Raw genomic sequence first — 21,397 nt, 5'->3', positions numbered from 1 at the left:
TTGCTTTAACGATGATTTCCCGGTTGTTGAGCGCGCTGCTCCCTGAGCCTCGTCCGCCGTCTTCGCGCCAACCGATCACGCGCATCTTCCTCGATGTTTCAACCATCATTCATGGGGACGCACGCACCGGCATACAGCGGGTCGTTCGCGCAATATGCGAGCAACTCTCGGTCGGCGACCATGGGGTGCAGATCTTTGCCGTCGCGGCGTCGAAGCGATCTGCATTCCGCATCGTGAACACGCCCTATCTGCCGGAGGTGCCGTGCGATGAAGGTGCCGGTGGCCCATTGGCTCTTCGGGATGGGGATGCGTTCGTCGGCCTAGATCTCAGCGCACATCTCCTTTTCCGCCATCGTCGACAATTGCGGCGCTGGCGACGGGCAGGTGCCGTGGTAGGGATCGTCGTATACGATCTTCTGCCTTATCGGCGACCAGACTGGTTCAACGCCAGAACAAGCAAGGTATTCCGGCGCTGGCTGAGCGTGATCGGAAATCAAGCCGATTTGGTACTGCCCATCTCGCAAACGGTAGGCGCCGATCTTCGTGGTTATCTTGAACGGGCGTTTCCGCGACGTGCGCGACATATTCGCAGCGAGGTCTTGAGGCTGGGCGGCAGCATCAAGGGCACGATGTCGTCCTGCGGGATGCCGCAGAATGCGGTCGAGATCATCGATGCCCTGCGCTCCCGGTCGACAGTATTGATGGTGGGTACGATCGAGCCGAGGAAGGGGCATGCGGTGGCCCTGGCTGCGCATCACCAGCTGTGGAGCCGATCGCCTGCTTATGCGCCGTACCTGGTCATCGTCGGCAAGCCGGGTTGGAAGACGGAGTCCCTGCAGGAATCGCTATCTGCGCTCAGCCTCGAGAGTCACGGTGCCTTGTGGCTGCCCATGGTTTCCGACGAATTTCTCGATATGCTATATCGAGAATGCGCAATGGTATTGGTCGCTTCGTTCGATGAGGGCTATTGCCTTCCGGTGCATGAAGCCTTGGCCCATGGCAAGGCCGTGTTGGCCCGCGACCTGCCAGTGTTGCGCGAGTTCGACTCTCCGCTCATGCGCTTCTTCTCTGACGACTCAGCCACCTCCCTTGGGAAAGAGATTCTCGCCCAGAGCAAGTCTCACAAGGCCGCATCGCAATCGAGCGAAGACGATGGCTGGGAGCGCGCTGCCATGACGCTGGTCACAGCCGTTCTTCGTTTGCGGCAGTCCATGTCTCACGCGGGAGAAACTTCGGACCGTCCCGTGATCTGATACCTATATTCGGCAAGAGGGAGCGTCTACTTCCTACAGGGGCCTTGCGCCCCCGGCCCCGCGGCGGCTGTCGGGAGTGGCCAATGCGGCGAACTGCTGCTTTTCGTAGCCTTGGCGTTGGCGCTGCGGTCCTCTACAGCTTTCACCGGCGTCGGGCGATAGGCTCGGCGCGAGCGGGCGGTGCGGGAAGCGCGGCGGCTATGTAGGCCTGCGGTGATTGGAAGGCTGGTTTTGGGTACTAGACGTATCGCACTTACGGCGAACATCTTCCGGTTGGAGCTGAAAAACGGCAGTCTGGGCGGGCCGCAGTTTTCAAACGTCCGGTGGTTGGCTGGGTTGCTTGGCAGCACGCTACAAGACCGGGGGGTGCTAGACATTGTCTACCCGTCCGGCGACAAAGGCTTGCTCGCGTCCCTTTGTGATGATGCCGACTTGCAGCAACGCTATATCGAAGATCCCCAGTCCGCTTGGGTGGAAGCGATGGGCCGCGTGGAGTTGGATGGTTTCCAGCGCTGGCTCGACAGGTTGACGGCGTATGATCTCGTCGTGGGCTTCGAGTTACCGGCGAGAATGAAGCAGCATTTCGATCGATGTGGCACCAGCTATGTTAGTCTGTACCAGCATCCGCTACGCTTTTTGGCCGACCAGATCTTCGGCCTGACGACCAACGTCTTCGAGCTTGCCACCGCCCTTGCGGAAGATCCGGTGGAACTCGGCCTGCCGGCGCAGATCGCCCGACTGCGCGCTCTTTTCGGGCACCTCGATATAGCGCATGCACGGGTTGCTCCGGAACATTTGTTCGTCATCGGCCAGACCGACAAAGATGCGTCGCTCTTGCGGCGTGACGGCTTCGCACGGTGGAGTGACTTCGGAGCGGAGCTTTCGAAGCTAGCAGGCTCTAAAGAGGCCCTGTACTTCCAGCGCCATCCTTACGGGTCAACCGAGGGATTCCTAAAAGGCATCTTGGCCGCCGGCATTGAGATACCTGTGATCGTCAATCGCGGAAACAGCTACGCGCACCTCTTTCAATATGACCGAAAGCTCAAGGTGGCGACCTTATCCTCCTCGTTAGGCGTCGAGGCGGAGGCCGCGGGGCACGATGTAACCTTTTTACACGGAGACCCTCGGTCGAGCTTCCGCGACGCGGCGGTCGATAAGCTGGGCTATTTCGCGGTCGGCCATCAACTTCTGGAACAGCCCTTCTGGGATCTGGCGCTAGGATATGCCGCCCGCATCAACCCGGCCAGCACCTTTGCATTGGGCCCAGACTTCATCCGCTTCACGATGGACAAATGGGGATACGGGGTCCTGCAGAGTGGAAGCCCGGTGGAGGTCGCGCATAAAAGCCTTTTCCCGGGCAAAGTAGCGAAATTGCCGGAGTCGGTATTGAACGTCTTCGGGCACCATCTCGATTCAGCGAGAGACTCCATCCCCCAGCCCGGTATCGCCTCATTTCCAGATATTCGGATCGACTGCCATCCGAGCTGGCCGTCCCCCGGAAGTGGGTGGCGGCTTCCGCTCTGCACGCCGATTGGATCGGAATATCTTGAGGGATTTCATGAAATCGAGGGTACACACGTCTGGAGCAGCGCACGTGCGGCCGTAGTTCGCCCTCCCATCCCGGCCAGCGCTGCCGCCGGCGGAAGGCTTCGGCTGCGGGCGAGCATATCCGTGCTGGACGGAATCCTGCCGAGGTCGCCGGCGCTTTCCGTAAGCATCGACGGGAAGGTCGTGGCCTACGTGATGTTTAACCCCTTTACCGGCGCGCATGCGGAGATTGACATCCCGGTCGCACCCGCAACGCCTTGCTGCGCGGTGAAATTTGCATTCACGCAACTTGCCAGCCCCTCAATTTTGTATCAAAGTGAGGACAAGCGAGAATTAGGTATCTGCCTCAAGAATTTTGAGGTGTATGTCGCAGAAGAAGTGAGATCCTCGTCATTTCGCGACAGTTCGGCGAAGCTCATCTGGGCAGGCGTACAATAGCCGGAGGTTGCATTGACCAAAGCAATCTATGATGAACGAGATACTTTTCTTGTTCAGCTGGAGCAAATAAATTCTTGGGTTACCGGAATGTTACAGCGCATTGCCGATGATGCAGAGAATCGTCGCGCAGAGCTGTACGATAAACTTTCGGATGTGCGGGGGATCTCCACCAGAAACGAAGCCGCGCTTGATGCCATTCATGCCAAGATTGCCGATTTGCTCGGAGACCTGTCGGGCATCGCTCTCACTTTGAGCGCCCTCCCGTCTGTTGAAGATTTGGAGGCTCGAAGCGAGGTCGCAAGCTTGCGTGGCAGCCTCGGCAAGCTGGAGGTAGTTCTTGCGCATTTGACCGATGAGGTGCGACAGGTTCGCGCCCAGATCAGCGACCCGTCGGCAGTAGATGCGATACGATGCCAGTTGCGAGAAATCGATGCCGGCCAGCGCGCATTGGGGGCGGCCGTGGCGCAGCTCGGTATTCGGTTCGACGAGACGGATGCATCTGCGCAGGCAAGACAGGTTTCGCTGGCACTGCGCAATTTGGGTGCTGCTAGCGAGCGGCTGGAACGTCGGCTTTCTGATCTCTCGGGTCAGCTATCGGAGGTTAAAGAAGAACAATTGCGGGCGCTTGCGGCACGCGAGGCGCTGGCCCAGGATCCGATACTGGCGGAAAGGCCGGTTCCGGAGCTCGCGCTTGGCGACCTTCTCGCTGCCGAACCTGAGAAGTTCCTCGAATATAGCTACGAGCGATTATTGAACCGCCCGGTGGATGCGGAGGGCCGTGCATTCTTTTCCGATGCGTTGGACCGTGGAATGAGCCGGATCAGCGTCTTAGGGAACCTTGCTTTCTCGGACGAAGGCAGGGCAGCAGGAGCAGAACTGCAGGGACTAGAGGAAGCGCTTGCAGCGATCTCCGCCAGACCGATACGGGTAGCCACTGAAGCCACGGCAGAAACATCCTCGGTGGAAGAGGCGGCACCACCCGTCGAGCAAGTGCAGAGCGATTTCATGACGATCCACGATTTACTTGGTTATCACGACGAACAATTTGTGCGCCTGGCCTATCGGACGTTGCTCCGCCGCGATGCGGATCGGGAAGGCCTCCGCCATTATGTCGCGTTATTGCGCGGGGGTGAGAGCCGGCTGCGTGTGCTGGCGGATCTATCGCGCTCGGGTGAGGGACGACTCATCGATGCCACCGTGCCGGGCATGAAGCGGGCACTGCGAGCCTTTCGAGTGCGCCGCGCGCTCTCCGCGCCTCCTCTCTGGAATCGATGGTGGGGTGGTGTGGATCACAGCCAGCATACCAGACTGCGTGCGGTAGAAAATGGCGTGGCGCGCGCTTTGTCGGCGCTGGACCAGATGACCCAGTCTCGCCCGCGGACAATGATCTCTCCCGCGCCGCCCCCCGTTGCGCCCGCCCCTGCGGCTACGCGATTGGTCGACAGTCCCGCAATGGCACCCCTGCCGGATCCGCTCGCTGACGCGTCATTGGGCCAGGATATGGACTGCATCAGGCTCGATGCCGGGCGACGCGTCCCACTTCACATCTGGTCTCAAAACGCGCCTGCAATCCTCGATCGGCTCTGGCCCGCGACGACCGAACGGCCATCTGCGCGCGCTGGCGGATTGCTCGTGGTAGTATCGGGTGGCCCGGCCTCCGCACGATTGCAGCAGAGCCTGGAACGCCTGCGGCAAGCATCAGCCTTTACCATCAATGTCGTCGAACTGGGTGCCGCGCAGCGCGGGGTAGGAGCGCTCGACTTCGCATCGATCGAAGCGAAAGCCAGCGACGGCGATCTGCTTCTGTTCCTGGACGCGTCGGATGAAATAGATCCTCGTCTCGGCGAAACGCTTCTCAAGACCGGCGGCTGGTCGCGTGACTTCATCCTCACCGACCAAGGGATCGTAGAAAATGGCGACCTGCTCCTTGTCTCCTTCCATGGGATCGACCCACTTCATCTCAAGTTCGCCGACTACATGCAGTCGCGCTTCCTCCTTTCCCTTTCCGCCTTTCGCGCAGTTCGCGACAAGGCCGCGGCTTCCGCCTACCATGTTGCGCAGGTCGCGCTCGCACATATCGGCGATCGGCGCGACGCGCAGGCGCATCTTCCGTTTCCGTTCATTCTCAATGGCAGCCTGACGGACGAAGTTCTTCGCGCCCACCGCGTCGCGCTGCATCGCGATCTGCAGATTCCCGGGGATGCGGAAGCTGCTGCACCGGGCACCGTCAGCGCCATCATTTGTACCAAGGATAGTGGGTATCTGCTACGCGGGCTTGTCAGCCTGCTGCTCACGATGCCGCATATCAAGGACGTCGTGATCGTATCTAACAACACGTCGTCGGACTATTCGAAGACCTATCTCGACGAACTCAGTAGCGATGCTCGTTGCAAAATTTTGGTCTACGATAAGCCGTTCAACTTCTCGGAGCAGAACAATCTCGGCGTGCAGAGCGCCGAGGGTGAGTATCTGCTCTTCCTCAATGACGATATCAGTCCGATCGGGACGGATTGGCTCGATCGCATGATGGATCTGGTTCATGACGAACGTCCGCGTATCGTCGGCCCTTTGCTACTGTATCCGGACCAGACGATCCAGCATGGCGGCATGTACCTGGGCTTCAACAACTGTGCCGGGCACAGCTTCCGGCACCTCACCGCGCCGCATGATGCGCCGATGTTCGAGCTGGTGGCGCCGAGGCGGGTGAGCAGCCTGACGGGGGCCTGCCTGCTAATGAAGCGGGAAACCTTCGATAATCTGAATGGGTTCGATGCGCTGCTTGCGACGATGTTACAGGACGTTGATCTCTCGCTTCGCGCGCTCTACAGCGGCGTCGAATTGGTGTTGGACCCGCGGTCGATCCTTTTCCATCTTGAGTCTGTCTCGATCAAGAAGACACTGACGGACGAATCTGTCTTGCGGCGAAGGGACCGGGAATATGCGCTTTTCCGGGCGCGTTGGTCCGATGAAATTTGGTCAGACTATTATCATAATCGAAGCCTCGACCTGCAGGATGAAACCCTGAGGGCTGTCAAGGTGGCGAAGTGACTACTGAAAACGACATGCCGACTGTTCTCCTTTATTGCGGGCACACCGTCCGGCAGGACGTCCGTTCCGGCATCCAACGGGTGGTGGTGGAGGCTGCAAGGGCGCTGATCGGCCGCTGCAATCTGCGGCTAGTGAAATGGGACGTCCTTGATGGGCAGCTGCGGGATCTCGACCTGCGCGACCTGCGGGCATTGTTCCGCAGCGACGACCCACCGATCGGACCGCATCCCGCATGCCATCGCGTGCGCTATCGGTTCGTCGACACCGTCGAGAACCCTGAAACCGCGTGGTTGCTGAACCCGGAAATCTTCTATTTCGTGGATCGCGGCACCCTGCAGTTCGCGGCCATGCGCGCGCAGTGTGCGGAGGCAGGCATCCGTTCCGCAGCTGTCTTTTACGATCTGATTCCCGCGGTCGAGCCAGCCTATGCGGCGGGTCGACCGCCGCATTTGGAGTATATGGTCGAACTTGCGCTGTGCGACCGCATCTTTCCGATTTCGCACTTCTCCGCGGCGAGCCTGATGGAGTTTCTCGCGGATGAGACCGAGCTCAGCGTCAAGCAGCTCGACGCGATCCGTGCGCGCGTGATCCCGGCACCGCTCGGCGAATATCGCGAAGGCGAAGCCTGGGGGCAAACGCTGACCGTATCTTCTAGCGCACCGCTCCCACACATGGTGATGGTAGGAACCATCGAGCCGCGAAAGCAGCAGGTACGCCTGCTCAAGGCGCTCAACGATGCGCGCCGCCGGCACCCGGAACTCGAGAACCTGACCATCGACCTGTTCGGTTCGCTCCACCCGGATTGCGCAATGGCGCTCCATGCGGAGATTAGGCGGAACCCGAACATCCATTACCATCAATATGCCCCGGAGGTGGAAGTTGCGGCTGCCTACGAACGCGCCTCATTCAGCGCCTTCGTCTCGGCACATGAGGGCTATGGTCTTCCGATCGTCGAAAGTCTCCAGCGCGGCGTGCCCTGCTTGACCGCGTCCTTCGGTGCGATGGCCGAGGTCGCGAATGAGGGCGGCTGCCTGACCGTCGATACGCTCGACGATCAGGCAATGGTTCAAGGCGTCCTTCGGATGCTCAACGAGCCGGAATTGATCGCGGACTTAAAACGCGACATCGCCAAGCGCCCTCGCTTCAGCTGGAGCGATTACGTGGAATTGATGCTAGGCGCATTTCGCGACGCGACGGCGGCGCAGCAACGGGCGGAAGAAGCGTTCCGTGCGGCCGCACTCGAATATTGTTCTGCGCCGAGCGCGACCGCGCTGGCGACGGACCTGCACGGCGTTACCTGGAAAATCACCGATAACGCCGCCGATGCGGCAGCATCGACCGATCGCGAGAGTGGCGAACGCGCGAGCTTTCTTCTTTTCCGTGAACTGAATGGGGCGAATATTGAGGATGTGGCGGCAGCGGACGTATTGCTGACGGCGCATCCCGAAGCCGAAGCTACAATCATAGAGGCCGCGGAGAGGGAATCGGTTCGCCGTATCCTGCCCCCCAGCGCGTTTTTTGGCATGGCGGCGAGTGCCGAAGCCGTCGAACGCGCGATTGCAATGACTCGCCAGCGCGCCCGCGCGCTCGCGCTTCACGACAAAACCGATATGCGATGCACGATGCTGCGCGCCTTCTGGTCAGAAATCCCGCACCCGCCCGAAAAGCTCGCGATCGTGCTGTCCACCTTCAATCGCGCCGGCTTTATCGAGCATAACGTCGAGTGGTTGCTCAACCAGATCGATTCACGTGGTTTGTCGGTACGATGCGTGGTCGTCGACAATGCGTCGACAGACGACAGCTTCCATCGACTGCAGCGGTTCGTGCATCACCCCCGCTTCAGCCTTGTGGAAAATCCCAACAATGTCGGCATGCTCGGCAATCTGCATGTGTGTGGCGGCAGATTGTTCGCGCCTTATGTGTGGCTTACCGGCGATGATGACTATATCGTGCCGGGACGCATCGAAGCGGTGCTGGAGGCGATCGACAGCACGCCCGGCCTGCCGCTCATGGTGCACAATTTCGCCGTCTATCATCGCATGCAGTTTTCCCCGACCGATCATGCGACGCAATTTCTTGCGGAGATGCAACGGCTTGCACCCGACCCGCGTGGAGACGGGGTCCGCCCGATCAACAAGATTGCAGAAGAGCATGATAACATGTTCACCGCAATCTATCCGCTCGTTTTCCGGGCTGACGTCTTGGCAGCCTGTTTCGACTATCCGTTCACCGGCATACCGTTCGGCGACCTGACGGAATGTGTGCCGACGACGAAGCTTCTGCTTGGCAGCTACGCCTATTGCCCGGCGCGCTGGTTTGCCGAGGTGGGCATTGTCGGAAACGCGCACAACAGTTGGTCTGCGCATCGCCCGCGCTGGCACCTCGTGCTGATGCCACTCGTCCTACAACTGGCGCGGGATTCAGGTGTCGACGAGGAGAAGGTCTGGACGTGGCTCAAGGTTCACGATGCGCTGTTCGAGGATGCCGTCTCGATCTCGATCGATCGCAGCGAGACGGCGAACATCCATGTGCCCGAAGATTTAAATCGCGCACAATGGTGTTTTCGGAAGGCTTTTGCGCTGGACGAGAGGCTTGCTCTTGCGGCACCCGCCTCGATCAAGCAGTGGGTTTCGGGAGTGAAGGCGCCCGCCATCCACTGACCCCGCAATTTCGAACTGGTTGCCTGCCAGCTGACTGCGGGCGAGACTGCAATTTCCACGGAGAATCACATGAACTCTTACAAGACGATCGAAAGGTGTCGCGTCAGCCAGTCGGAGAACTTGGTTTCGGTTCTGAACCTCGGACTCCAAGAACTGACCGGCGTATTTCCCGGATCGGCGGAAGAAAGCGTAACGCGCGGGCCACTTGAGCTCGTTTGGGCCCCCGACAGCGGGCTTCTGCAGTTGCGCCACACCTACGAATCTTCGGAGATGTACGGCGACAACTATGGGTATCGCTCCGGTCTTAACCAGTCGATGGTGGACCATCTCACCTCCAAGGTCGCCTATCTGGAGCGTCTGGTTGACCTGAAGCCGGGCGATACGGTACTCGACATCGGCTCGAACGACTGCACAACGCTGAAGGCCTACTCGATCTCGGGTATCCATCGCGTCGGCATCGATCCGACCGGCCGGAAGTTCGCGCAATACTATCCGGATGATGTCAAGCTCGTTCCTGATTTCTTCTCGGCAGCTGCCTATGCGCAGACTGGTGCGGCGTCGGCGCGTCTGATCACCTCGATCGCCATGTTCTACGACCTGGACGATCCCATCGCGTTCGCCCGGCAGATAGAGCAGTCGCTGGCGAGCGACGGTCTGTGGCACTTCGAGCAGAGCTACATGCCGTCGATGCTGCGACTCAATTCCTATGACACGATCTGCCACGAGCACCTCGAATATTACTCGCTGGGCGTCGTTAAGCTGATCCTCGAAGCGGCGGATCTCAAGCTCGTCGATGTCATCATGAATAACGTCAACGGCGGCAGCTTCGCTGTGACGGCAGCCAAGAAGTCGAACACGGCAGTCCGCGTCAACGATGCAGTGATCAACTGGCTGCTCGAGCAGGAAGATCGGATGGGCCTCAACACGCCCAAGCCGTACCGGGATTTCGAGGAGCGCGTGTTCCGGCATCGCGACGATCTGACCCGGCTGATCCGTTCGCTGCGCGCGGACGGCAAGAACGTGCTAGGTTATGGCGCATCGACCAAGGGCAATGTTGCCCTTCAGTTCTGCGGCTTCACCCAGGAAGACATTCCTGCCATTGCGGAAGTGAATCCGGAGAAGTTCGGCCGCGTGACGCCGGGCAGTCACATCCCCATCATCAGTGAAGCTGAAGCCCGAGCTATGGATCCCGATTACTTCCTGGTTCTGCCCTGGCACTTCAAGGATTCGATCCTGCGCCGCGAAAAGCAGTACATGAATGACGGCGGAAAGTTCATCTTCCCCTTCCCCGAGATCGAGATTATCTAAAATGAAAAAAGCGCTTATCACGGGGTTGACGGGACAGGACGGCGCGTATCTCGCCAAGCTCCTGCTCAACAACGGGTACGAGGTATATGGTGCGTATCGGCGCGCTGCATCCACCAACTTCTGGCGCACGGATGAACTCGGCGTCACCCACCATCCGCAACTGAAGCTCGTCGACTTCGATCTCACCGATCTCGGTTCCATTCTGCGCCTCCTTCAGGCGGTGAAGCCCGACGAGATTTACAATCTTGCGGCGCAGAGCTTCGTAGGAATGTCGTTCGAGCAACCGGTAACCACGGGGAAGATCACCGGCATCGGCGCGCTGAACATGCTGGAAGCGCTGCGGCTGAGCGGGCTCGATACGCGCTTCTACCAGGCCAGCACGTCGGAGATGTTCGGCAAGGTTCAGGCCGTCCCACAGACGGAGGAAACGCCATTCTATCCCCGGAGCCCGTATGGCGTTGCGAAGCTGTATGCGCACTGGATGACACTGAATTATCGCGAGAGCTATGGTATGTTTGCGTCCAGCGGCATCCTGTTCAACCATGAAAGCCCGCTGCGCGGTCTTGAGTTCGTCACGCGCAAAATCACCGCAGGCATGGCCCGAATCGCCCGGAACAAGCAGGATATGCTGGTCCTCGGCAATCTGGACGCCAAGCGCGACTGGGGGTTCGCTGGTGACTATGTGGAAGGCATGTGGCGCATGCTTCAGGTGGACGAGCCAGATACGTTCGTGCTTGCCACCAACCGCACGGAGACAGTCCGCGACTTCCTGACGATGGCCGCTGCTGCCGCCGGGTTCGACCTCCGCTTCGAAGGAAGCGGGGTTGACGAGGTCGCGTTCGACAAGACGAGCGGCAAGCAGATCGCCCGTTTGGATGCCGCCTTCCACCGTCCAGCGGAGGTTGACCTCCTCATCGGCGACCCCGCAAAGGCCAAGAACGTTCTTGGCTGGGAGCCGACGATGACCCTCGAGCGCCTGTGCGAGATCATGGTCGAGGCCGATCTTCGCCGCGTCGAGCAGGGCTGGATGTTCTGACGATCCGGATCACGGGGTTGGCTCTACCGCTCTTGGGGAAGCGCCGGCCCCACTATCAGGTAGGTCGTGACAGAAGCATCTGGACGGCTGTGCATGTGCGTTCGCGGTTCATGCTGCGACGAGAATCGTTCAATCGGCCTCGGCCGAAGCGGAGGGAAATAGGTGAAGGCTCTCGTGACGGGCATTGCGGGTTTCACGGGCCGCTATGCAGTCGATGCGTTGAAAGCGCGCGGCCTAGAGGTCGTCGGCATCACGCATCGACCCGTCGTCGCGCACGGCGCGGATCGGGTGCACGTTGCAGACATCGCTGATGCGGAGGCCGTGACGAAGATCGTCGCGGCGGAGCGGCCTCACTACGTCCTTCATCTAGCGGCGATCTCGTTCGTGCTGCACGGCGACGTGGCGGAAATCTATCGTACTAATATCATGGGGACGCGCAATCTCCTAGGTGCGTTTGCGCAGTGCGCCCACCTGCCAAAGAACATTCTGCTCGCCAGCAGCTCCAATGTTTACGGCAACCGGAGCGGAGGTTTGCTTCGCGAGGGCATGCCACCCGACCCGGTCAATGACTATTCGGTCAGCAAGGTTGCCACGGAGATGGTAGCTTCCATGTTCGTGCAGCAGCTGCCGATCGTTACGGCGAGGCCGTTCAATTACACGGGGATCGGGCAATCCCGCGATTTCCTGATCCCGAAGATCGTCGACCATGTGCGCGCTGGCGCTGGAGCAATCAAGCTCGGCAATCTCGACGTCGCCAGAGACTTTTCGGACGTCCGGTTCGTGGTGGAAGCCTATTGCCGGCTGTTGGAAGGGGACTCGGCCATCGGCAAGACGGTCAATGTCAGCTCGGGCCGAGCTTATTCTTTGTCCGAAATCCTCAGCATCGTCGCTGACATCACCGGTCGCACGTTGGACGTTGAAGTCGATCCTGCGCTCATCAGGGAGAATGAGATCAAGCAACTCTGGGGAGATTCCTCCTTGCTGGACTCGTTGGTTGGCCCGCTTTGCCGCATTCCGCTGGCAGATACACTGCGTTGGATGCTCTCAGGCAGTCGATGACAAAGGTTTTATGCGTCGACAGTCTCGGCCCGCAACTCACCGGCATCGGCCGCTACTGTCTTGAACTCGCCAGATGGCTTCCCCGTTATCTGGGCGACGATCTGGTCTTCCATCGCGGGGGCCGGGAGATACGCGACCCTGAGGCGCTTCTCGCAGATGTCGGTGTCGCTAGATCCCGTTATCCGTTCCAGCGGCGAATCCAGCGCTTTTCGTTCCGGCACCGTTATCGTGACGCCCTGTTTCATGGGCCGAATTATTTCCTGCCGCCCTGGGCAGAAACAGGCATCGTCACGGTGCATGATCTCTCGGCGCTGCGTTTCCCGGACATGCATCCGGCCGAACGCGTTCGTCAGTTTGAACGCCGCTTTTCCGCAACGCTGGCGATCGCACGTCACGTGATCGCGGACACGGCCTGGAATCGGCAGGAGCTTATCGAAACGCTAGGTCTCGCACCCGACCGCGTCTCGGCGATTCCGCTGGGGATATCGCCTACTTTCCATCCGGAAGCCAGAGGACAGTCGTTGCTGCCAGCGGGGCTTACGGAGGGTGACTACGGCCTTTGTGTCGCTACGCTTGAGCCCCGCAAGGGCTTGTCGCACGCGCTTGCCGCATGGTCACTGCTGCCACCATCCCTTCGAGCGCGGTTTCCGCTGGTCGTTGCTGGCGCGGATGGCTGGCCGGATCCCGTTACTATTGCGGCGCTCGAACGTGCGGAACGCGAGGGATGGCTGAAACGCCTCGGTTACGTTGAGGAAGCGCATCTTCCCGCCCTTTACGCCGGTGCGCGACTTTTCCTGTTCCCATCGGTGTATGAAGGCTTTGGGCTGCCGCCGCTGGAGGCAATGGCGTGTGGCGTGCCTACAATCGTGGCCGATCGGGCATGCCTACCCGAGGTGACGGGCGGTGCGGCGGCATTAGTCGATCCGCTGGATACCGAGGCTTTTGCTGAGGCGATAGAGATCGGCTTGAGCGATGATCAATGGCGCGCCCGAGCGCGAGAAGCGGGTTTGCTAAGGGCGGCGCAATTCACCTGGACCGATTGCGTTCAGCGGACAGCGGCAATCTACCGCACGTTGACGTGATCCACGGCTGGGCTTCGCGGAGCGCGACTTGATCCCATTATCGGTCTCCGCCATAGCGACCATTGGGACGGTTCCTAGGCACGAAGAGTGTTGATGTTTATGATGGCAAGCAATCGTGTGTTGAAGCTTGGCGTGTCAGCGATTGCTTTGACGATGCTAGGTGCGTGCGCAATAGTGCCCGCCGTAGGCCCGTCTAGCCGGGCAGTGAATCGCGCAAATGGTCAATCGGTGACGAACGCCGGAATCGAGGTCGTAGACCTGAACGATGCGGCCGCACGTCGGGTGCTTGCTACGACGGAGCGTAGCTATTTCGCCGAAAGTCTTGGCGACGGCTATGTTGTAGGCGCGGTTGTCGGTAGCGGCGATGTCGTCGACATCGGCATCTGGGAGGCGCCACCCGCAGTGCTCTTTGGTTCGGCGGGCGGGGATGCTCGCTTGTCCTCTTCGAATTCGACCGCGCGTGGCACGACGCTGCCGGAGCAGATGGTCGGGCGTGACGGCATGCTGAACGTGCCGTTCGTTGGACAAGTGCGGGCGGCCGGGCGGACCACGCAAGAGATTGCCCGAGAGATCGATCGCCGCCTGGTGGGCAAGGCGCACCAGCCCCAGACGATCGTCAGGATCATCCGGAACGCGAATAACAACGTGACCGTCGTCGGCGACGTCTCCTCCAGCGGCAGGGTTCAGCTGACGGCGAAGGGTGAACGGCTTCTCGACGTCCTTGCTGCCGTGGGGGGCGTGAAGCAGCCTGTCGGCAAGATGACGATCCAGATCACCCGCGGCGACAGGCTGGCATCGATGGCATTGGAAACGGTGATCCGAGAGCCACGGCAGAACATCAGGCTCCAGCCCGATGACGTGGTGACCGCGCTGTTTCAACCTTTCAGCTTTACCGCTCTCGGCGCTACTACCCGCAACGAGGAGGTTCCGTTCGAGGGAACCGGCATCAACTTGGTACAAGCCTTGGGTCGCGTCGCTGGCCTGCAAGACTCGCGGGCTGACGTGAAGGGCGTCTTCATATTCAGGTTCGAGGATCCTGCCGCCATCGATCCGGTTTTGGCCGCCGGCGCGCGGTCCACTCCGGACGGGAAGATTCCCGTGATCTATCGCGTAAACCTCAAGGATCCAGCGACGTTTTTTGTCGCGCAATCGTTTCCGATCCGCAATCATGACGTCCTATATGTCTCCAACGCCCCGCTCGCGGATATCCAGAAGTTCGTGAATGTGATCTCGTCGACGATCCTGCCAGCAGCTACAGCGGCGACAATATTGCCCTAATAGGAGCAGAGATGTTCACGTGCCATGGATAGAACGTCGGCTGGCGATGCCCTCGATCACATCAGAAACGACGGCGTCTTTTGGATCTGGACCTGCGCAAAAATCGTACCAAGCCAAGTTCAGACCGGAAAGCTGCTTTTTGGTCTCGACTTCAACCGGAATGGGGATACGGATTTCATAGAATATCTTACGCTGCCTATGTAGAATCTCACGTCGAAACTTCATCACAGCGCCGTGAAAAGACAAATATAGCGGGGTCACATCTCTCAGTAGCCGCGTGATAGCGGCGTCAGACCAATAGCCCAATATCCGCTCCTAGCGACAACACGATCAGTCCAGCGGCGAACCAGGCCCCTGCCTGTCGAGCGGCTTAGCGCTACCCCTTCACCACCTCGTCAATCGCCAGCAGCTGCCGCATCAGAGGCTCGAAGGCGTCGAGCGGCAGGGCGTTGGGGCCGTCCGACAAGGCCTGGTCCGGATCGGGGTGGGTTTCCATGAACAGGCCAGCAATGCCCGCCGCCACGGCCGCGCGGGCGAGCAGGGGGACGAATTCGCGCTGTCCGCCCGATCGTTCGCCGAGGCCGCCCGGCTGCTGGACCGAATGGGTGGCGTCGAACACCACGGGGCAGCCGGTTTCCGCCATGATGGCGAGGCCACGCATGTCGGACACCAGCGTGTTGTAGCCGAACGAGGTGCCACGATCGCATAGCAGGAAGGCATCGGTCTCGTGCCCCGCCGCGCGCGCCGCGTTGCGGGCCTTGGCCACGACCTGGCGCATGTCGCCCGGCGCCATGAACTGGGCCTTCTTGATGTTGACCGGCTTGCCCGATGCGGCAACAGCGGCGATGAAATCGGTCTGCCGCGCGAGGAACGCCGGCGTCTGGAGCACGTCCACCGCCTGCGCCACCGCCGCGACCTGGCCGGCTTCGTGGATGTCGGTCAGCACCGGCAGCCCGGTCCGTTCGCGGACCTTTTCCAGGATACGCAGCCCTTCATCCATGCCGAGCCCGCGAAACGACTGGTCCGAAGTGCGGTTCGCCTTGTCGAAGGAGCTCTTGAAAATCAGGAAGAGGTCCAGCTTGTCGGCGGTGGCGGCCAGGCGTTCGGCCACGCTCAGGGTAAGATGTTCGTTTTCGATCACGCAGGGGCCGGCGATTGCGAAAAGCTTCGAATCAGCACCAACGTCGCGTTCACAAAGCCGCATGAGGAATTCCGCCACCTTTCGAGATCCGGGCGAGACCACCCGATTCAGATACGAATAAACTTGATTTCAACGATCTGGCCCTCATGGATAAGCAAGGCCATTTTGGCAATTTCTCTTGTTACAAATATCTGAAATACATGCAAAACGACCGCTCCGCACGGCACCTGGCAAGGCCTTGAGCGAACAGTGTAGAGAACAAGGTGGAAATGAAGATCGAGAATTTCCGGCCGGTTTACACGGCTTCCGCATTGAAAACGCTGGAGATCGAGCTTCAGGCACTGAAGACCTTGAAAGGCGTGCTGCAGACGCAGCGATTCGGGCACTCGCTCGACATGGCGATCGATGCCATGGTGCAGACCAAGGGCCGCGTCATCGTCAGTGGCATGGGCAAGAGCGGGCATATCGGCCGCAAGATCGCCGCGACCCTGCGCTCGACCGGCACCTCATCGGTGTTTCTCCACCCGGGCGAGGCCAGCCACGGCGATCTGGGCGTCATCACGCAAGGCGATGTCGTGTTGGCCATCACCTGGTCGGGGGAAACCGCCGAACTGCGCGACATCTTCGATTATTGCCACCGCCTCGGCTCCAAGCTGATCGTGGCGACGGCGCATCCCGACAGTTCGGCGGCGCGGGCCGCAGACATCTGTCTGGAACTGCCACAGGTGCGCGAAGCCTGCCCCAACGATCTGGCACCCACCTCGTCCACCACGCTGCAGCTTGTGCTGGGCGATGTGCTGGCGGTGGCGCTGATCGAAGCGCGCGGCTTCACCCCTTCCGACTTCCGGGTGTTCCACCCGGGCGGCCGGCTGGGTGCGCAGCTTTCCACCGTGGCACACGTCATGGGCACCGGCAGCGCGATCCCTAAGGTCACCCGGCACGCGACGCTGTCGGGCGCCACGCTGGAAATGAGCCGCAAGCGCTATGGCGCGACGGCGGTCGTCGACGATGCCGAGCGGCTGATCGGCGTCTTCACCGATGGCGACCTGCGCCGCTGCATCGCGGTGCATGACCTGAACGATGCGATCGGCCTGCACATGTCGCCCGATCCGGTAACGGTATCGCCCGACATGCTCTGCTCCGACGCCCTGCGCATCCTCAACGAAAACGCGGTGTCCGTGCTGTTCGTGATCGAAGGCGAACGGCTGGTGGGCGTGGTGCACATGCACGATATCGTCAGGGCCGGCATTGCCTGACTTAGGAGCCGGTTCCGGAAAGGATTTCGGTCCGGACATCATCGTCATCCCTGCCCGTTTCGGGTCCACCCGCCTGCCCGGCAAGCCTTTGCTGCCCATCGCCGGCCGAACGCTGCTGGACCGGGTCGTGGCCATCGCGCGGACGGCGGCGGCACAGGCCGGCGATTGCGAGGTCGTGGTGGCGACCGATGACGAACGGATCGCCGCGCATGGCCGCGACCTTGGCGTCGATGTCGCCATGACCTCGACCGATCTCGATTCCGGCTCAGTCCGCGCCTTCGCGGCGGCACGTGCACGCCCAGCCCCGCCCGCATTCGTCGTCAATCTCCAGGGAGACGCGCCGTTCACGCCCGCCGCGATCGTGGCCGGGCTGCTGGAGGTCCTGCGCCAGCGGACGGCCGGGGTCGTGACGCCGGTGTTCCAGCTCGACTGGGCACGGCTGGACCGCCTGCGCGCGCACAAGCGGACAGCCCCTTTCAGCGGCACGACTTGCGTGCGCGCCCCCCATGGGCGGGCGCTGTGGTTTTCCAAGACCATCCTGCCCGCCCTGCGCGGCGAAGACGGTTTGCGGGCACAACCGCTTTCTCCGGTCTGGCAACATCTCGGCCTTTACGGATATAGCTTCCCGGCCCTGGAATGGTTCGCATCGGCGCGGGCCAGCCAGTACGAGAAACTGGAAGGTCTGGAACAGTTGCGCTTCCTCGAACATGGATGGGCGATCGATACCATCGCCGTGGACGTCCCGCCGCATGTCCTTTCCGGAATCGACACGCCCGCAGACCTGTCGCTGGCCGAAGAAGCCATCGCCCGGTTTGGCGATCCCTATCCCGCGTAAGCGCCCGCGTGTTCGTCATCGTCCGCCACGGCAAAACCTTTGCCGCCGGGGAAGCGCCGCGCCGCATCGGCGCGCGCACCAATCTTCCGCTGACTGACGAAGGCGAACAGGAAGCCCGCCGGCTGGGCGACCACTTCGCCGAACTGGGCTGGCGTTTCGGCCGCGCGCTGGTTTCTCCGCTGCTCCGCGCCCAACAGACTGCAGTGCCCATCCTGGCGGCGCAAGGCACGGCCATCACGCCCGAGCCCGCCGATTTCCTTGCCGAGATCGACCACGGACCGGACGAGAACCAGACCGAGGACGCCGTGCTGGCGCGAATCGGCCACGCTGCACTGCACGCATGGGACCACGCCGCCGAACCGCCGTCCGGATGGATCGTGAATGCGCCCGCGCGCATCGCGGCCTGGGCGGATCTGCTTGCGCGCCCACCCGCCGATCCTGATGCCCCGGTGCTGCTGGTGACCAGCAACGGCGCCGCCCGCTTTGCGCTGCTCGCCGATCCGGCCTTGCGCGAGGCTGCCGCAGCGCTGCCTTCGCTGAAGCTGCCCACGGGCGGCTATGGCATGATCCGCCGCAGTTCGGACGGTCGGCTTGAAGTTCCCGTGTGGGGCCAGCGCCCTTGAGCGCAACCGCCCCCCAGCCCTTGCTGCGCGCGCCGCCGTTTCCGGGCCTTGATGCAGGAGTCACGATCGCCGGCATTGCCTCCGCATCGTCGGAAAACAGCGATCCGGCAGCGCTGTTCGCCCGTATCCGCGCGGCGCGAGTCGGCGGCGCGTTCTGGGAAAGGCCCGCCGCGCTTTCTCGCCCTGCCACGGTCGTCCTGCGCCCCCGCTCGCCCGATGAAGCCGCAACGCTGGCCAGCGGTCTCAACCAGCAGGAAGCGGCAGAGGCACTGTGGATCACACCCGCTCGCGCGGATGCAACCGATCCGTGGTCCGCGATCGACGGCGCGGGCTTGCTCGTCGCGCACGGCGATGACGAATGGGTCGCCCTGGCGTGCATCGCCGGCGTACCCGTGCGCGTTCTGTCGCCCGGCCCCTTCGGCGCACCGGGCGACGCGCAGGCCGAGCTGGAAACGGCCGCCCTGCGCGCGCTGACCACACCTTGCTATCGCGATCCGTTTACCGGCGATGCCACGACCCTCTTCGCGACGATCATGACCCTGGCCGAATGGCGCCGGATCATCGACGGCAACCGGGGCATCGTCGCGGCCTGCGGCATGGCGTGGTGGAAGCGGGAGGAAATCCGTCGCTTCCTTTGGTGCCCCGGCCAACCGTTGCGGATCGTCTCGCGCCCCGCCCGCGCGCTGGGTCTGGCGCAACGGCAGGACGGTCAGGTAGCCATCTGGCCATCGCGTGTATCGCCTGCGCTGCTGGCCGCAGCCGCAGACAAGGGCGTGCCGCTCGTGCGCGTGGAGGACGGGTTCGTCCGCTCGGTGGGCTTGGGCAGCAATCTGGTGCCCCCCTCCTCGATCGTGGTGGACCGCCAGGGCATCCATTTCGATCCATCCGGCCCCAGCGACCTCGAAACGGTTCTCGCCTCCACCCGCTTCGCGCCCGACCTGATCGCGCGCGCGTGCGCCTTGCGCGAAACGATCGTGGCCGCCGGGATCAGCAAGTATTCCACCGGCGCGGCCTCGTCCGCCCCTCCCCGCCAGCCAGGGCGGCGGCTTGTGCTGGTGCCTGCGCAAGTCGAGGACGACATGTCGGTGCTGGCCGGCGGCGGCGGGCTGCATTCCAATCTGGAGCTGCTGCGCCGCGTCCGCGCGCTGGAGCCGGATGCGGAAATCTGGTTCCGGCCACATCCCGATGTCGATGCCGGGCACCGCAAGGGCGCGGTGCCCGATGGGGAGGTGCTGCAACTGGCCGACCGTATCGTGCGCGAAGGCGGCATGGCCCCGCTGCTCGACGTGGTCGATGCCGTGCATGTGCTGACCTCGCTGACTGGGTTCGAGGCGCTGATGCGCGGGCGCGCGGTGACATGCCATGGCACGCCGTTCTACGCCGGTTGGGGGCTGACCCGCGATCTGGGCACGGTGCCGGACCGGCGCGGGCGCGCGCTGACGCTCGACGAACTCGTCGCCGGGGTGCTGATCCTCTACCCCCGCTATCTCGATCCCGTCACTAGCCTCCCCTGTCCGCCCGAAGTGCTGGTGCGGCGCATGGCGGAAAACCACGCGCCCAACCGGCTGGGCTGGGTGGCGCCCTTGCGCCGCTGGCAGGGGCGGTTCATGGCGATGTGGCGATGACCGCCGTCATTCTCGACATCTCACGCCTGATCTCGCGCGTGCGCCACAATACGCCGTCGGGCGTGGACCGGGTGGAGATGGCCTACGCGCGCGGCCTGTTGCAGCGCTATGGTGATAGGCTGGCCTTCGCCGCCGTCCATCCCGCCGGCCTTTACGGGCGGCTGCGGCGGGCGCAGGCCATCGCCTATCTCGACGAACTGGAACGGCGCTGGACGCAGGAAGCCGACGATCCGCACCAGCGCTCCCTGCCGTCCGTCCTGCCGCAGATGGCGGCGCTGTGGCCGCATCGCCCGCCGGCCCCGTCCGGCCCGGTGCCGCCCGTCTATGTCCAGGTCTCGCCCCATCACCTCACGCGCCAGGCGCAGGTGCGCCGCATTCTGCGGCGGGAACAGGCGCGCTTCCTGTGCATGGTGCACGATCTGATCCCGATCGAATTTCCCGAATATGCCCGGCCTTCGGGCGCGGCGCTGCATCGGCAGCGCATGGAAACGGTGGCCGCCTGCGCCGATGCGGTGATCGTCAATTCCGCCGCCACCGGCCAGTCGCTGCGCCCGTGGATCGAACGGAGCGGCCGGGGGATCGCCACGCATGTCGCCTTGCTGGGCACCGAAGACCTCACCGCCCCAGCCGCTCCAGCGACCTCGGCGGAGCGGCCCGCGTTTGTGTGCCTCGGCACCATCGAGCCACGCAAGAATCACCTCCTGCTGCTGCACCTGTGGCGCCATCTGGTGGAAACGATGCCAGCGCAGGCCGTGCCGCGCCTGGTGATCGTCGGCCGGCGCGGCTGGGAAAACGAACAGGTAATCGACATGCTGGAGCGCTGCCCGGCGCTGAAAGGCCACGTCGAGGAAATCAACGGCTGTTCCGACCAGCGGATGGCCACGCTGCTGGCGGGCGCCCGCGCGCTGGTGATGCCTTCGTTCGCCGAAGGGTTCGGAATGCCGGTTGCCGAGGCGCTGTCGCTGGGCGTGCCGGTGATCTGCAGCGATTTGGCTGCCTTGCGCGAGGTGGGCGGCAACACGCCCGACTACCTCGATCCGCTGGACGGCCCCGGCTGGAAAGCGATGATCCTTGACCACGCCCGTTCCGGCCCGGCCCACACCGCGCAGAAGGCGCGCCTTGGCCAATGGCACAAGCCGCTGTGGAGCGAGCATATGGATATTGTCGAAAAGGCGATCACCGGCCTTCGCCAGCCGACCGCCTGAGC

Annotated in this window: 16 protein-coding genes; 14 read left to right on the top strand and 2 right to left on the bottom strand. The window is 62.2% G+C overall.

Annotated elements, in window-relative coordinates; genetic code table 11:
* Positions 1-26 precede the first annotated feature (26 nt).
* The 9 genes from NMD1_RS10070 to NMD1_RS10030 all read left to right on the top strand — a co-directional run bounded on the left by NMD1_RS10070 (position 27) and on the right by NMD1_RS10030 (position 14,710).
* A complete protein-coding gene (locus NMD1_RS10070) occupies positions 27-1,253 on the top strand; it encodes a glycosyltransferase family 1 protein (protein ID WP_158453936.1) in 1,227 nt (408 codons plus the stop codon).
* A gap of 213 nt (positions 1,254-1,466) precedes the next feature.
* Positions 1,467-3,239, top strand: a complete 1,773-nt coding sequence (locus NMD1_RS10065; RefSeq protein WP_125954644.1) for a hypothetical protein — start codon at positions 1,467-1,469, stop codon at positions 3,237-3,239.
* Between the two features lie 12 nt (positions 3,240-3,251).
* Positions 3,252-6,287 (top strand): DUF4214 domain-containing protein, encoded by a 3,036-nt coding sequence (locus tag NMD1_RS10060; RefSeq protein WP_125954643.1) that lies wholly within the window; start codon positions 3,252-3,254, stop codon positions 6,285-6,287.
* A gap of 14 nt (positions 6,288-6,301) precedes the next feature.
* Positions 6,302-8,947 (top strand): glycosyltransferase, encoded by a 2,646-nt coding sequence (locus NMD1_RS10055; RefSeq protein ID WP_125954642.1) that lies wholly within the window; start codon positions 6,302-6,304, stop codon positions 8,945-8,947.
* 69 nt (positions 8,948-9,016) lie between these two features.
* Positions 9,017-10,255 carry a class I SAM-dependent methyltransferase gene (locus NMD1_RS10050; protein WP_125954641.1) on the top strand — a complete coding sequence of 413 codons (1,239 nt, stop codon included), beginning with the start codon at positions 9,017-9,019 and terminating at the stop codon, positions 10,253-10,255.
* 1 nt (position 10,256) lies between these two features.
* Positions 10,257-11,291, top strand: a complete 1,035-nt coding sequence (gene gmd, locus NMD1_RS10045) for a GDP-mannose 4,6-dehydratase (protein WP_125954640.1) — start codon at positions 10,257-10,259, stop codon at positions 11,289-11,291.
* Between the two features lie 162 nt (positions 11,292-11,453).
* Positions 11,454-12,350 carry a GDP-mannose 4,6-dehydratase gene (locus NMD1_RS10040; protein WP_125954639.1) on the top strand — a complete coding sequence of 299 codons (897 nt, stop codon included), beginning with the start codon at positions 11,454-11,456 and terminating at the stop codon, positions 12,348-12,350.
* Positions 12,347-13,432, top strand: a complete 1,086-nt coding sequence (locus tag NMD1_RS10035) for a glycosyltransferase family 1 protein (protein ID WP_125954638.1) — start codon at positions 12,347-12,349, stop codon at positions 13,430-13,432. Before NMD1_RS10040 ends, NMD1_RS10035 begins: the two co-directional genes overlap by 4 nt.
* 228 nt (positions 13,433-13,660) lie before the next feature.
* On the top strand, positions 13,661-14,710 hold the full coding sequence (locus tag NMD1_RS10030) for a polysaccharide biosynthesis/export family protein (RefSeq protein ID WP_233497510.1): 1,050 nt from the start codon (positions 13,661-13,663) through the stop codon (positions 14,708-14,710).
* 15 nt (positions 14,711-14,725) lie between these two features.
* Here the strand turns inward: NMD1_RS10030 and NMD1_RS10025 are convergent, their stop codons facing one another.
* Together NMD1_RS10025 and kdsA are read right to left on the bottom strand one after the other, a co-directional pair.
* Positions 14,726-14,935: a hypothetical protein gene (locus NMD1_RS10025; RefSeq protein ID WP_147457742.1), complete on the bottom strand. Its 210-nt coding sequence runs from the start codon at positions 14,933-14,935 to the stop codon at positions 14,726-14,728.
* Positions 14,936-15,086: 151 nt separating this feature from the next.
* Positions 15,087-15,914 (bottom strand): 3-deoxy-8-phosphooctulonate synthase, encoded by an 828-nt coding sequence (gene kdsA / locus NMD1_RS10020; protein ID WP_125954636.1) that lies wholly within the window; start codon positions 15,912-15,914, stop codon positions 15,087-15,089.
* A gap of 206 nt (positions 15,915-16,120) precedes the next feature.
* Between kdsA and NMD1_RS10015 the strand changes: the two genes are divergently transcribed.
* From NMD1_RS10015 to NMD1_RS09995, 5 genes are read left to right on the top strand one after another with little or no spacing between them, the layout of a single operon-like run.
* Entirely contained in the window at positions 16,121-17,107 is a 987-nt protein-coding gene (locus NMD1_RS10015) for an SIS domain-containing protein (RefSeq protein WP_124809919.1), read from the top strand.
* Positions 17,100-17,942, top strand: coding sequence for a 3-deoxy-manno-octulosonate cytidylyltransferase (gene kdsB, locus NMD1_RS10010; RefSeq protein ID WP_233497508.1), 843 nt, complete (start codon positions 17,100-17,102; stop codon positions 17,940-17,942). The genes NMD1_RS10015 and kdsB overlap by 8 nt, the downstream gene beginning before the upstream one ends.
* An 8-nt stretch (positions 17,943-17,950) precedes the next feature.
* A complete protein-coding gene (locus tag NMD1_RS10005) occupies positions 17,951-18,565 on the top strand; it encodes a histidine phosphatase family protein (RefSeq protein WP_125954635.1) in 615 nt (204 codons plus the stop codon).
* Positions 18,562-20,190: a beta-3-deoxy-D-manno-oct-2-ulosonic acid transferase gene (locus tag NMD1_RS10000; protein ID WP_233497506.1), complete on the top strand. Its 1,629-nt coding sequence runs from the start codon at positions 18,562-18,564 to the stop codon at positions 20,188-20,190. The genes NMD1_RS10005 and NMD1_RS10000 overlap by 4 nt, the downstream gene beginning before the upstream one ends.
* Complete coding sequence (locus NMD1_RS09995) at positions 20,187-21,395, top strand: glycosyltransferase family 1 protein (protein WP_125954633.1); 1,209 nt, start codon at positions 20,187-20,189, stop codon at positions 21,393-21,395. The genes NMD1_RS10000 and NMD1_RS09995 overlap by 4 nt, the downstream gene beginning before the upstream one ends.
* Positions 21,396-21,397 lie beyond the last annotated feature (2 nt).

Origin of the sequence: Novosphingobium sp. MD-1 (genome assembly GCF_001014975.1) — a bacterium.
Taxonomy (GTDB): domain Bacteria; phylum Pseudomonadota; class Alphaproteobacteria; order Sphingomonadales; family Sphingomonadaceae; genus Novosphingobium.
Note: the sequence above shows the minus strand (reverse complement) of the source record. Positions and strands in the feature narration are given on the sequence as shown.